Source organism: Actinomycetospora callitridis (assembly GCF_028737265.1).
GTDB classification, from domain to species: domain Bacteria; phylum Actinomycetota; class Actinomycetes; order Mycobacteriales; family Pseudonocardiaceae; genus Actinomycetospora; species Actinomycetospora callitridis.
This window is the reverse complement of record NZ_JAQZAK010000001.1, coordinates 340,462-352,595: the sequence shown is the minus strand read 5'-3', so window position 1 is coordinate 352,595 and position 12,134 is coordinate 340,462. Positions and strand designations below refer to the sequence as shown.

The window sequence follows — 12,134 nt, the reverse complement described above, 5'->3', positions numbered from 1 at the left end:
CACGGCGCCGTCGCCCCGCCCCTGCCGCACTCCGAGGAGCACGGATTCAATGACCACTGGAGAGATGGCACCGACGGTGTCGGGGTTGCCGACGAGCCTGCGGGGCACGCTGCCGGGCCGGTACTACACCGACCCGACGATCTTCGCGGCCGAGCAGGCGCTGATCTTCGAGACGCACTGGTTCTGCGCGGTGCTCGCCACCGACATCCCGGCCGCCGGCGCCTTCGAGACCGTCCAGGTCGGTCGCGAGAGCGTCATCGTCGCCCGCGGACGCGACGGCGCGGTCAACGCCTACCTCAACGTCTGCCGCCACCGCGGCGCACGGCTGTGCACCGAGGAGAAGGGTGCCGTCCGCCGGTCCTTCCAGTGCCCGTACCACGCCTGGACCTACGGCCTCGACGGCAAGCTCATCGCCGCGCCCAACATCGGGGACATGCCGGACGTCGACCGCGTCGAGTTCGGCCTCCACCGCGTGCACGTGCGCGAGTGGCTCGGCTACGTCTGGCTGTGCCTGGCCGACGAGCCGCCGTCCTTCGAGGACACGGTGGTCGCCGACGTCGACGAGCGGCTGGGCTCCCCCGACGCGATCGTCGGCTACCAGGTGGCCGATCTGAAGCTGGGGCGGCGTATCGAGTACGACGTGGCGGCGAACTGGAAGCAGATCGTCGAGAACTTCATGGAGTGCTACCACTGCGCGACGATCCACCCGGAGCTCACCGAGGTCCTCCCCGAGTTCGCCGACGGCCTCGCCGCGCAGTACTTCGTCGGCCACGGTGCCGCATTCGGCGACGACGTCGCGGGGTTCACCGTCGACGGCTCGGAAGGCCTCGATCGCATTCCCGGCGTCGCCGAGGACCAGGACCGGCGCTATTACGCCATCACCGTCCGGCCCCAGGTCTTCATCAATCTCGTCCCCGACCACGTCGTGTTCCACCGCATGTTCCCGCTCTCGCCCACGCGCACCCTCGTGCGCTGCGACTGGCTCTACCTCCCCGAGGTGGTCGACTCGGGCGCCGACATCGAGCGCTCGGTGGAGCTCTTCCACCGGGTCAACCAGCAGGACTTCGACGCCTGCGAGCGCTGCCAGGTGGCGATGGACTCCCGCGCCTACGCGCGCGGCGGCGTGCTCGTCCCGAGCGAGCACCACATCGGCGAGTTCCACGACTGGGTCCAGAAGAAGACCGACTGACCGTCCACCGTCCCGACCAGCACCGACACGAGGATCACACCATGCACCCTGTCTCCCCCGGGAGCCCCTCCGACGACGCCGACCCGCTCGCGACCGCGGCGGGCCCGACGCGCTACCGCGACGCGTTCGCCGTGACCGACGAGCTCTCCGTGCACGGCAGCGACTGCGTCTGCCCGACCTGCGCCGGCCGTCTCACCGGCCTGCTGAACGAGCTCGCGCAGGCCATCCGGCGCGACTCGACCGACTGAACGCATTTCCCGGGATTCCGCCGCGAATTGCGGGGAAAGGTCGGCCCATCCACGGACGAATGCGGTGACGGAGCTCCACCTACTGTCAGGTAGCATATGATGATGTCTGCGACGCGGGGGCCGGAGGAATCCACGGAGAAGGCATCCTCGGTCCAATCGGTCGACCGCGCGATCTCGATCCTCGAACTCGTGGCCACCCGCGGCGAGGTCGGGATCACCGAGATCGCCGACGAGCTCGACGTCCACAAGTCGACGGCCTCCCGCCTCGTCGCCGCGCTGCAGCACCGCAACCTGCTCGAGCAGCTCTCCGAGCGGGGCAAGTACACCCTGAGCTTCGGCATCGTGCGGCTCGCCGCGGCCACCACGGCCCGCCTCGACGTGGCGCGGCTCGGCCAGCCGATCTGCCAGCGCCTCGCGGAGAGCCTGGGCGAGACCGTCAACATCGCCGTCCACGACGGCGAGGCCGGCATCACGGTCGCCCAGGAGGACGGCACGGCCGCCATCACGTCGCAGAACTGGGTGGGCCGCCGGACTCCCCTGCACGCCTCGTCCGCGGGCAAGGTGCTGCTCGCGTGGATGACCGAGGACGAGCGGCGGCAGGTGCTGCGCAAGAAGCTCACGCGGTTCACCGACGACACCATCGTCACCGCCACCGACCTGCGCGCCGAGCTCGCCCGCGTGCTCGACGAGGGCCACGCCCGCTCGTTCGAGGAGCTCGAGGTCGGGATGCACGCCGTGGGGGTGCCGGTCTTCTCCTTCGACGGCACCGTCGGCTCGGCCCTGAGCGCCACCGGCCCGGCCTACCGGCTCCCGCGCCGCCGGGCCCGCGCCATCGTCGGCGAGCTCCGCGAGGGTGCCGCCGAGCTGTCGGCGAAGCTCGGGTACCGGGGCGAGACCTAGCGGAACACCCTCTGGCGGAAGGCCCCTCTAGCGGAACACCACCGTGCGGTGCCCGTCCACGAGCACCCGCCGCTGGCAGTGCCAGCGCACGGCCCGCGAGAGCGCCAGCGCCTCGGCGTCGCGCCCGACGGTCTGCAGGGCCTCGGGGTCGTAGGAGTGGTCGATGCGGACCACCTCCTGCTCGATGATCGGCCCCTCGTCGAGGTCCGGGGTGACGTAGTGCGCGGTCGCGCCGACGAGCTTCACCCCGCGGTCGTAGGCCTGGTGGTAGGGCTTCGCGCCCACGAAGCCGGGCAGAAAGGAGTGGTGGATGTTGATGGCCCGCCCGCGCAGCGCCACGCAGGTCCGGTCGGAGAGGATCTGCATTTAGCGGGCGAGCACGACGAGCTCGACATCGAGGTCGTCGACGAGGGCGAGCAGCTCGGCCTCGGCGTCCGCCTTCGTCGCCGGGGACACGGGCACGTGGAAGAACGGCAGGCCGGCGGACTCGGCCATGGCGCGCAGGTCCTCGTGGTTGGAGATGACGCCCACCAGCTCGCCGTCGAGGCTGCCGGTGCGCCAGCGGAAGATCAGGTCGTTGAGGCAGTGTCCCGACTTCGACACCATGACCAGCACGCGCACGTCGCGGCGCGGGTGGAAGGCGTACTCCATCCCGAAGGCGGTGGCGACGTCGGCGAAGCCCGCGGCCAGGGTGTCGAGCTCGGTGTCGGTCGACGCCCGGGTGCGCATGAACAGGCGCCCGCTCACGGCGTCGTCGAACTGCTGGTGCTCGACGATGTCGCAGCCGTACGCGCCGAGGTGGCTGCTCACGGCCTGCACGATGCCGGCCCGGTTCGGGCAGCTCAGGGTCAGGACGAACGGATCGGTCACGGGGTCCTCGTTCGGTTCGGGATCAGCACTCGATGACGTTGAGAGCCAGCCCTCCGCGGGCGGTCTCCTTGTACTTGACCGACATGTCGGCGCCGGTCTCCCGCATGGTCTTGATGGCCTTGTCGAGCGAGACGTGGTGGACGCCGTCGCCGCGGCGGGCCATGCGTGCCGCGGTGATGGCCTTGACCGACGCGACGGCGTTGCGCTCGATGCAGGGGATCTGGACCAGGCCGCCGACCGGGTCGCAGGTCAGCCCCAGGTTGTGCTCGATCCCGATCTCGGCGGCGTTCTCGACCTGCTCGGGGGAACAGCCGAGGAGCTCGGCGAACCCGGCCGCGGCCATCGAGCACGCCGAGCCGACCTCGCCCTGGCACCCGACCTCGGCGCCGGAGATCGACGCGTTCCTCTTGAACAGCAGCCCGATCGCGGCGGCGGTGAGCAGGAAGCGCACGACGGCGTCGTCGTCGAACCCGCGGACGGTGTTCGCCGCGTGGTGCAGGACCGCGGGCACGATGCCGGCCGCGCCGTTGGTGGGGGCGGTGACCACCCGGCCGCCGGCGGCGTTCTCCTCGTTGACGGCCAGGGCGTAGAGGGTGACGCGGTCCATCGGCTCCGCGGCGTCGGTCTCCGCGTCGAGGTGACGCCGCAGCTCGGGGGCGCGCCGGCGCACGCGCAGACCCCCGGGCAGCACCCCGCCCGTGGTCGTGCCGCGCTCGACGCACTCGCGCATCACCGACCAGAGGTGCAGCAGGCCCGCCCGGGTCTCCTGCTCGGGGCGCCAGACGGCCTCGTTCGCGAGCATCACGTCGCTGATCCGCAGGCCGTGCTCCCGTGCGCGGGCGACCAGCTGGTCCCCGGAGTCGAAGGGGTGGGGCACGGGCGTCGGGTCCTCGCGGAGCACGGGCTCGCCCGTCTCGTCCTCGTCGAGGACGAAGCCGCCGCCGACCGAGTAGTACTCGCGGCGGTCGACGGGACGACCCTCGGCGTCGAGGGCGAGGAACACCATGCCGTTGCTGTGGAAGGACAGCCGCCCCCTGCGGTGGAGCACGACGTCGTCGTCGACCGAGAACGCCACCGTGTGCTTGCCGCCGAGGGCGATCCGCCCCCCGGACCGCACGGCCGCGACGATCGGCTCCGCCTCCACCGGGTCGACGAGGTGGGGCTGCTGGCCGCTGAGGCCGAGGACGACGGCGGGGACGCTGCCGTGGCCGTGCCCGGTGGCGCCCAGGGAGCCGAACAGCTCGCAGCGCACCGTCGCGACACGCTCGAGGAGGCCGGTGTCGTGCAGCCGCGAGACGAACAGGAAGGCGGCGCGCATCGGGCCCACGGTGTGCGAGCTGGACGGGCCGATCCCGACCTTGAACAGGTCGAACACCGAGATGGCCATGGAGCACCCCTGACGATCGCAGGGCGGTTGAGGCCAAACTAGTATATCAGTTATGGCTCCAGACCGGAAGAGTTGCTCCATCTGTTGTAGGCTCCGCCCGTGAGCGTCCTCAGCGATGAGCAGGAGACCGGTCCGCCCCTGTCGCTCTCCGAGCGTGCCTACACGGCGATCCAGGACAAATTGATCATGCTGGAGATCCCACCCATGGCGCCGATCGACGAGGTCGCCCTGGTGGAGTCGCTGGAGGTGGGACGCACGCCGGTGCGCGAAGCGCTCAAGCGTCTCGAGGTCGACCGGCTAGTGGTCTCCTACCCCCGGCGCGGGACCTTCGCGACGGCCGTGGACATCACGGACCTGGCCTACATCTCCGACATCCGGGTCCAGCTCGAGCCGCTGGCGGCGCGCCGCGCGGCCGAGAACGCCGCGACGTCCACCGCGCTGCGCGCGGAGCTCGAGGACCTCGCGGACGCCACCGACGCGCTCGACATCCCGGAGCTGACCCGCGACGAGCTGATGCGCTGGGACCTGCGGGTGCACCGTTCGGTCTACCGGGCGGCCGGCAACCCGCACCTCGAGGACACCCTCGTGCGCTACGACAACCTGGCGACCCGGATCTTCTGCATCTTCCTCGACCGCATGACCGACTTCGTCTCCCACGTCGAGGAGCACGCGGGCCTGCTCCGCGCGATCGCCGAGGGCGACGCCGACGGCGCGGCCCGCAAGGCCCGCCACCACGTGCAGGGCTTCGAGAAGGCGATCCGCGCCGTCATCTAGGGCCGTCATCGACCCGTGAGCGAAGTTCCCGGCTATAGCCGGGAACTTCGCTCACGTGGTCAGCGCAGGATCTGCTCCCGCACGACGGCGGTCAGCTTCGCGGCGCGCAGGACGAGGTCGTCGACGGGCTCGATCGCGGTGAGGAGCCGCTCCCGCTCGCCGGGATCGGTGATCCCGACGAGGTCCACCTCGACCTCGACCCGGGCGGTGCCCGCCGCGGCGCGCACCGCCTCGGACGCCGCCGCGAGGTCGGCGACGGCCGTGCGGCGGGCCACCGGGCGGATCGACTCCGCGAGGGTCAGGACCTGGTCGGCGACGGCGATGACCTCCACGCAGAACCGTCCCGGTCCTGCGGGCCCGGTGCCGTCGGCGTCACCGGCGGCCAGGGTCAGCGCGGTCTCGCGCAGCTCGTCGGCCCGCTCCGGCGAGGACGCGACCCCGCTGTCGCGCGCGACCTTGGCGACGAGCGCCGCCCCCTGGGCGGCATGCAGCGCCGCGCCCGTCCGGCCGCCCGGAGCGGGGCTCCGGGCGGCGAGGGACTCCAGGAAGTGCTCGACGGTCTCGGTGCGCACGCGACGCCCTCTCTGACGAAGGACCCGCCGGGGATCAGCGCCGGATGCGCGCCATCTCCGGGTCGACGAGCGGCTCGGCGGCCACCGTCGCGCAGACGGGTTGCCCGAAATACTCGATCGACACCGAGGTGCCGACCTCCAGTCCGGCGGGCAGCCAGGCGTAGGCCACGGGACGCCCGACGGTGTGCCCGAAGGCCGCCGAGGTGACGTAGCCGGCGGGGACGCCGTCGACGAGCACCGGCTCGTGGCCGACGACCACGCTGCGCCCGTCGTCGACGGTCAGGCAGGTCAGGGAGCGGGTCGGCGCGGCGCAGCCCTCGAGGGCGGCGCGGCCGACGAAGTCGCCCTTGGTCTGCGGACGCACCGCGAACCCGACCCCGGCCTCGTAGGGGTCGTGCTCGCTGGTCATGTCCGTGCCCCAGCTGCGGTAGCCCTTCTCCAGGCGCAGGCTGTTGAACGCCGCCCGGCCCGCGGCCACGACGCCCAGCGGCTGCCCGGCCCGCCACAGGACGTCCCAGAGCCGCTGCCCGTACTCGGCGGACGCATAGATCTCCCAGCCGAGCTCGCCGACGTACGACAGGCGCATCGCCGTCACCGGGATGCCGGCGATCTGCCCCTGCACGCAGCGGAAGTACTTCAGCCCCTCGTGCGAGAGGTCGGTCGAGGTCAGCGGCTGCACGAGGTCCCGCGCGAGCGGCCCCCAGACACCGACGCAGCAGGTCCCGCCGGTGACGTCGCGGACCGACACGCCGCCCTCGCCGGCCGCCTCCTGCTGCAGGTGGTGCACGTCGAGCGGGCCGTTGGCGCCGACCTGGAAGAGGTCGGGCCCGAGGCGGGCGACGGTGAGGTCGCTGCGGATGCCGCCGGCCTCGTCGAGGGCGAGCGTGTAGGTGACCGCGCCGACGGACTTGTCCATCTTCCCCGTGGTGAGCCGGTCGAGGAACGCCAGCGCGCCCGCGCCGGAGACCTCGATGCGGGTCAACGGGGTCATGTCGTACATCGCCACCGCGGTGCGCGTCCTCCACGCCTCGGCCGCGACGATCGGCGAGTCGAACATCCCCGACCACGGGTCGCGGGCCACCGGCGCCCACTCGGGCGGCAGGTCGGCGACCAGCGGGGCGTTGGCCTCGTACCAGTGCGGGCGCTCCCAGCCGTGGGACTCGAGGAACACCGCCCCGAGCTCCTTCTGCCGCGCGTGGAACGGGCTCACGCGCAGGTCGCGGGGCGCGAGGCGCGGCTGGAGCGGGTGCACGATGTCGTAGATCTCGACGAAGTTCTGCTGCGCGGTCCCCGAGACGTAGTCGTCGGCGGTCTGGAACTCCTCGAAGCGGTGCACCGAGCAGCCGTGCAGGTCGATCTCGCTGCGCCCGTCGACCAGGAGCTGCGCGACGCTGCGGGCGACCCCGGCGGAGTGGGTCACCCACACCGCCTCGGCGATCCAGAAGCCCGCGACGTCCGTCGACTCCCCGATCAGCGGCCCGCCGTCCGGGGTGAACGAGAAGATGCCGTTGAAGCCGGTGTCGACCTTGGTGTCCTGCAGCGACGGCAGCAGCAGACGGCTCTGCTCCCACTGGGCCGCGAAGTCGTCCTCGGTGAACGGCATCATCGAGGGCTGGCGCGCCTCGCTGACGTCGTCGACCTCGGGCAGCTCGTGCAGCGAGACGGGCATCGGACGGTGGGCGTAGGAGCCGATGCCGATGCGGTCGTTGTGCTCGCGGTAGTACAGGTCCTGGTCCTGGTGGCGCAGGATCGGCAGCCGCGCCTCGCTCGCCTCGTCGTTGCGGCCGACCAGCTCGGGCACCTGACCGGTGAACACGTACTGGTGCGCCAGCGGCAGCAGCGGCACGCGCATGCCGACCATATCCCCGATCGCCTGCCCCCAGAAGCCGGCACAGGAGACGACGACGTCGGCCGGGACCTCGCCCTGGTCGGTCTGCACGCCGGTGACCCGCCCGCCCTGCTGGGAGATGCCGGTGACCCGCGTGGAGCCGCGGAACACCGCCCCGCGGGACTCCGCGCGCCGCATGAGCGCCGTGACGGCGCGCGCGGCCTTGGCCAGCCCGTCGGTGGGGGTGTGGAGACCGCCGAGGATGCGCTTGGGGTCGATCAGCGGGTGCCGGCGGACGCACTCGTCGACGTCGACGACCTCGGCGGGGATGCCGCGGGCGGTGGCCCAGCCCTGCTTGCGGTGCAGGTCGGCGAGGCGCTCGGCGGTGGTGGCGACCTCGAGCCCGCCGACCTGGTTGAAGCACCAGGCGCCGTCGACCTCGAGCCCGAGGAACTTCTCGACGGTGTAGGACGCGAACGCGCTCATCGTCCGCGACGCGTTGGTCTGGAACACCAGGCCGGGGGCGTGGGACGTCGAGCCGCCGGTGAGCGGCAGCGGTCCCTGGTCGAGGACGGTGACGTCGGTCCAGCCGCGCTCGGTGAGCTCGTCGGCGAGGTTCGCGCCGACGATCCCGGCTCCGATGACGACGACGCGGGGGGTGGTGCTCATGGCGTCTCTTTTCGGGGGTCGTGTCGAGGTCTCAGGACGGGCGGCGGAACTCCTGCGCGGCGTCGACGAGCCAGTCGACGACGTAGCCCGCGAAGGAGGGACGGACGAACAGCTGGAGGTCGTCGTCGGCGAGGGCGACGAGCAGCACGCCCGCCTGGCCGAGCAGGGTCTGGGCGCAGCGCCCGCGTGGGAACGACGCGGGGCGCAGGTCGATCGCGCACCCGGAGGCGAGTAGCGGGCGGGCCGAGGCGCCCCGCACCCGCACCGTCGTGCGCTGCGCGGACACGTCGACGGCCGCGCCGCCGAACGGGGCGGCGGCCTCGTCGAGGCCGAACTCCCAGTCCTCGGGCCGGGCCGCCGCGCTCGTCAGCAGCCACTCGTCGGGGCCGAGGCGCAGGGCCTGCCCGGCGGCGAGCCCGGTCCACGTGTCGGGCTGCGGCGGCAGCGGGCCGCCGGCCACCTCCGCGACGGCGGCGGGCCCGGGCCCGGCGGGGTCGAGCCGCAGGTCGACGGCCGCGAGCGGCGCCTCGAGCTCGAGGGCCACGCCGTCGAGCTCCGCGGAGAGCTCCGCCAGCAGGGTGCGCCGCGTCTCGAGCGGGTGTCGGACGAGCATGGAGGTGTCAGCCATCGCGGCGCGCTCCTTCGGGGTCGACCAGCACGGTCTCGCCGATCAGTGCGGGCACCAGCTCGCCCGCGACGGGGACGCCGACGACCTCACCGATGCGCTCCCGCCCGCCCTTGACCAGGGCGAGCGCGAACGGTCGGTCGAGGGCGGCGCTGTGGTAGCTCGAGGTGACGTGCCCGAGCATCGGGACGGGCGGCGCGGGCAGCCGCCCGTCGTCGGCGAAGCGCACGATCTGCGAGCCCTCGGGCAGCTTCGTCGCGGCGTCGGTCGGCAGGAGCGACACGAGCTGCTTGCGCAGCGGGTCCTGGTTCTGGGGGCGGCCGAAGGAGCGCCGGCCGACGAAGTCGGGCTTCTTCTTCGACACCGCCCACGCCATGCCGAGGTCGTGCGGCGAGACCGTGCCGTCCGTGTCCTGCCCGATGATCGGGTAGCCCTTCTCGGCTCGCAGGACGTGCATCGTCTCGGTGCCGTAGGGCGTGATCCCGTGGTCGCGGCCGGCCTCGAGCAGGCGCGCCCACACCGCCGGCGCGTACCAGGCGCTGACGCTGACCTCGAACGCCAGCTCGCCCGAGAACGAGATGCGGGCCAGCCGCACGGGCACCCCGTCGAGGGCGGTGTCGTGCCAGGTCATGAAGCCGAAGGCCTCGTTGGAGACATCCAGATCCGCGAAGACCGCGCCCACGACGTCGCGGGAGCGGGGACCCGCCACCGCGAAGATCGACCACTGCTCGGTCACCGAGGTCAGCCGCACCCGAAGCTCCGGCCACTCGGTCTGGAGCCACTCCTCCATCCAGTCGAGGACGGCGGCGGCGTTGCCGGTGGTGGTGGTGACGAGGAAGCGGTCGTCGGCCAGGCGCAGGACGGTGCCGTCGTCGAAGACCATGCCGTCGTTGCCGCACATGACGCCGTAGCGCACGCGCCCGACCTTCAGGCTCGACATCATGTTCGTGTAGAGCCGGTCGAGCAGGACCGCCGCGTCGGGACCGCGCACGTCGATCTTGCCCAGCGTCGAGGCGTCCATGATGCCGACCGAGGTCCGCACGGCGGCGCACTCGCGCAACACCGCGTCGGTCATGTTCTCCCCGGGGTGCGGGTAGTGCCGCGCACGCTTCCACTGGCCGACGTCCTCGAACTCCGCGCCGGCCGCGACGTGCCGGTCGTGGATCGGGGTGGTGCGCACGGGGTCGAAGAGGTCGCCGCGCTCCCGCCCGGCCAGCGCGGCGAACGCGACCGGCGTGTAGGGCGGCCGGAACGTGGTCGTCCCGAGGTCCTCGACGGGCCGGCCCAGGAGCTCCGCGGTGATGCCGGAGGCGATCACACCGGAGGTCTTGCCCTGGTCGTGCGCCGTGCCGATCGTCGTGTAGCGCTTCACGTGCTCCACCGACGTCATCCCGGCGCCGACGGCGCGGGCGATGTCGGCGACGGTGGCGTCACGCTGGATGTCGACGAACTGGCGGGTGGGATCGCCGTCGGTGCGCCAGAGCACCGCCGTCGGGTCGCGGGGCTCCTCGTTCGCCGGCGGCGCTCCCACACCGCCCGCCTGGCGCAGGATGTCCGCCAGACCGAAGGTGCCGTCGGCGGCGCCGATCACCTCGACGCCCGGGCGGGGCGCGGCCGGCCGGAAGGCGCCCAGCGACGGGTCGTAGGCCAGCCGGCCGCCGACGTGGCTGAACAGGTGCGCGGTGGGGTTCCAGCCGCCGCTGGTCAGCAGCAGGTCGCAGGCGACCTCGCGGCGCTCGGGGCCGACGAGGGCGGCGGTGATGCGGTCCTCCCCCCGGGTGCCGTGGACGTGGGTGTTCGCCGTGACGGCGATGCCCCGGTCGGCGCATCGGCGGGACCAGAGCGTGGGAGCCGTCGCCCGGGCGTCGAGCACCTGGACCGAGGCGCCGGCGTCGTGCAGGTCGACCGCTGCGGCGTAGGCGGCGTCGTCGCTGGTGAAGACGACGACCTCGCGACCGGCGAGCACGCCGTACCGGTGCAGGAAGTCCCGCGCCGACGCGGCGAGCATGATGCCCGGGCGGTCGTTGTCCTCGAGCACGATGGGGCGCTCGATCGCGCCGGCCGCGACCACGATCCGGGCGGCGCGGATGCGGTGCACCCGCTGGCGCGAGCGCCGCGCGAGGCCGCCGTCGTCGGTGTGTGAGGTGCGCCGCTCGAGGGCGAGCACGAAGCCGTCGTCGTAGTGTCCGAAGGCCGTCGTGCGCTGCAGGTGCGTGACGTTCGGCGATGTCGTGAGCTCGGCGACGATCTCGTCGACGACGTCCAGGGAGGGTCGGCCGTCGATCGTCTCGGTACCGGTGAGCGTGCCACCGGCGGTGGGGCGGTCGTCGACGAGGACGACGTCGTCGCCGCGTCGGGCCGCGGTGCGGGCGGCGACGAGCCCGGCCGGGCCGGCGCCGATCACCAGGACGTCGCAGTGGGTGTGCAGGCGGTCGTAGCGGGCGAGGTCGGGGACCTCGGAGAGCCGGCCCTGCCCGTTCACGCCGCGGGCGACGAGCCCGTCGGTGGCCTCGACGGTCGTGGCCAGCAGCATCGGCTCCGGGAACGGCTCCTCGACCTGCACCAGGCCCGTCGGGTCCTCGGTCCACGAGGCGCCGATGCCGCGGGGCCGCCCCAGCTTGACGCCCGTGTTGGCCGGGCGGGCGTCGTGCGCGAGCAGCACCGAGGCCAGCGAGTCGCCGGGGTGGCCCGTGTAGGCGGCGCCGTCCACGGTGACCGTGACGTGGCGGCTGCGGTCGATGCGGCCGTAGCCCTCGATGCGGCTCATGGCGTGGCCTCCGGGAGGACGGACGTGCGCGCGGTCGTGGCGGAGAGGGGTCCGACGGAGAGGAACTCGTAGGTCCGGGTGTCGCGCACGGCCCCGAACCAGCGGCGGCAGCCGGCGCTGTGGACCCAACGCTCGGCGAACGGCCCCTTCGGGTTGTCGCGGAAGAACACGAAGCGGGCCCACTGCTCGTCGGACAGCGACGCGGGGTCGGCCGGGTAGGCGACGGCGGCCTGGCCGCCGTAGGAGAACTCGATCTCCTCGCGGGGGCCGCACCAGGGGCAGGCGATGAGCTGCATCAGGACTCT

Annotated in this window: 10 protein-coding genes and 1 pseudogene; 4 read left to right on the top strand and 7 right to left on the bottom strand. The window is 72.8% G+C overall.

What is annotated here, in order from left to right:
* Positions 1–49: 49 nt before the first annotated feature.
* The 3 genes from PH191_RS01725 (at position 50) to PH191_RS01715 (ending at position 2,337) form a co-directional block, all read left to right on the top strand.
* Positions 50–1,189, top strand: a complete 1,140-nt coding sequence (locus tag PH191_RS01725) for an aromatic ring-hydroxylating oxygenase subunit alpha (RefSeq protein ID WP_274192907.1) — start codon at positions 50–52, stop codon at positions 1,187–1,189.
* A 41-nt stretch (positions 1,190–1,230) separates the two neighbouring features.
* Positions 1,231–1,437: a hypothetical protein gene (locus tag PH191_RS01720; protein WP_274192906.1), complete on the top strand. Its 207-nt coding sequence runs from the start codon at positions 1,231–1,233 to the stop codon at positions 1,435–1,437.
* A gap of 102 nt (positions 1,438–1,539) precedes the next feature.
* Positions 1,540–2,337, top strand: a complete 798-nt coding sequence (locus PH191_RS01715; RefSeq protein ID WP_274192905.1) for an IclR family transcriptional regulator — start codon at positions 1,540–1,542, stop codon at positions 2,335–2,337.
* 27 nt (positions 2,338–2,364) lie between these two features.
* On the opposite strand, the pseudogene purU reads toward PH191_RS01715, so the two are convergent.
* Together purU and PH191_RS01705 are read right to left on the bottom strand one after the other, a co-directional pair.
* Positions 2,365–3,207, bottom strand: a pseudogene (purU, locus tag PH191_RS01710) (formyltetrahydrofolate deformylase).
* Positions 3,208–3,229: 22 nt separating this feature from the next.
* On the bottom strand, positions 3,230–4,594 hold the full coding sequence (locus tag PH191_RS01705; protein ID WP_274192904.1) for an L-serine ammonia-lyase: 1,365 nt from the start codon (positions 4,592–4,594) through the stop codon (positions 3,230–3,232).
* 99 nt (positions 4,595–4,693) lie between these two features.
* Between PH191_RS01705 and PH191_RS01700 the strand changes: the two genes are divergently transcribed.
* Positions 4,694–5,368: a GntR family transcriptional regulator gene (locus PH191_RS01700; protein ID WP_274192903.1), complete on the top strand. Its 675-nt coding sequence runs from the start codon at positions 4,694–4,696 to the stop codon at positions 5,366–5,368.
* A 59-nt stretch (positions 5,369–5,427) separates the two neighbouring features.
* Here the strand turns inward: PH191_RS01700 and PH191_RS01695 are convergent, their stop codons facing one another.
* Genes PH191_RS01695 through PH191_RS01675 form a run of 5 tightly spaced genes read right to left on the bottom strand, consistent with a single transcriptional unit; the run spans position 5,428 to position 12,125 of the window.
* Entirely contained in the window at positions 5,428–5,940 is a 513-nt protein-coding gene (locus tag PH191_RS01695) for a cyclodeaminase/cyclohydrolase family protein (protein ID WP_274192902.1), read from the bottom strand.
* 34 nt (positions 5,941–5,974) lie between these two features.
* Positions 5,975–8,437, bottom strand: coding sequence for a GcvT family protein (locus PH191_RS01690; protein WP_274192901.1), 2,463 nt, complete (start codon positions 8,435–8,437; stop codon positions 5,975–5,977).
* Between the two features lie 31 nt (positions 8,438–8,468).
* Positions 8,469–9,065 (bottom strand): sarcosine oxidase subunit gamma, encoded by a 597-nt coding sequence (locus PH191_RS01685; protein WP_274192900.1) that lies wholly within the window; start codon positions 9,063–9,065, stop codon positions 8,469–8,471.
* Complete coding sequence (locus PH191_RS01680; protein ID WP_274192899.1) at positions 9,058–11,829, bottom strand: FAD-dependent oxidoreductase; 2,772 nt, start codon at positions 11,827–11,829, stop codon at positions 9,058–9,060. Before PH191_RS01680 ends, PH191_RS01685 begins: the two co-directional genes overlap by 8 nt.
* Positions 11,826–12,125: a sarcosine oxidase subunit delta gene (locus tag PH191_RS01675; RefSeq protein ID WP_274192898.1), complete on the bottom strand. Its 300-nt coding sequence runs from the start codon at positions 12,123–12,125 to the stop codon at positions 11,826–11,828. Before PH191_RS01675 ends, PH191_RS01680 begins: the two co-directional genes overlap by 4 nt.
* Between the last annotated feature and the right edge of the window lie 9 nt (positions 12,126–12,134).

Coding starts and splice junctions, on each gene's coding strand:
- PH191_RS01680 (WP_274192899.1), bottom strand. CDS start 11,829: ATGAGCCGCATCGAGGGCTACGGCCGCATCGACCGCAGCCGCCACGTC.
- PH191_RS01690 (WP_274192901.1), bottom strand. CDS start 8,437: ATGAGCACCACCCCCCGCGTCGTCGTCATCGGAGCCGGGATCGTCGGC.
- PH191_RS01725 (WP_274192907.1), top strand. CDS start 50: ATGACCACTGGAGAGATGGCACCGACGGTGTCGGGGTTGCCGACGAGC.
- PH191_RS01715 (WP_274192905.1), top strand. CDS start 1,540: ATGTCTGCGACGCGGGGGCCGGAGGAATCCACGGAGAAGGCATCCTCG.
- PH191_RS01720 (WP_274192906.1), top strand. CDS start 1,231: ATGCACCCTGTCTCCCCCGGGAGCCCCTCCGACGACGCCGACCCGCTC.
- PH191_RS01705 (WP_274192904.1), bottom strand. CDS start 4,594: ATGGCCATCTCGGTGTTCGACCTGTTCAAGGTCGGGATCGGCCCGTCC.
- PH191_RS01685 (WP_274192900.1), bottom strand. CDS start 9,065: ATGGCTGACACCTCCATGCTCGTCCGACACCCGCTCGAGACGCGGCGC.
- PH191_RS01675 (WP_274192898.1), bottom strand. CDS start 12,125: ATGCAGCTCATCGCCTGCCCCTGGTGCGGCCCCCGCGAGGAGATCGAG.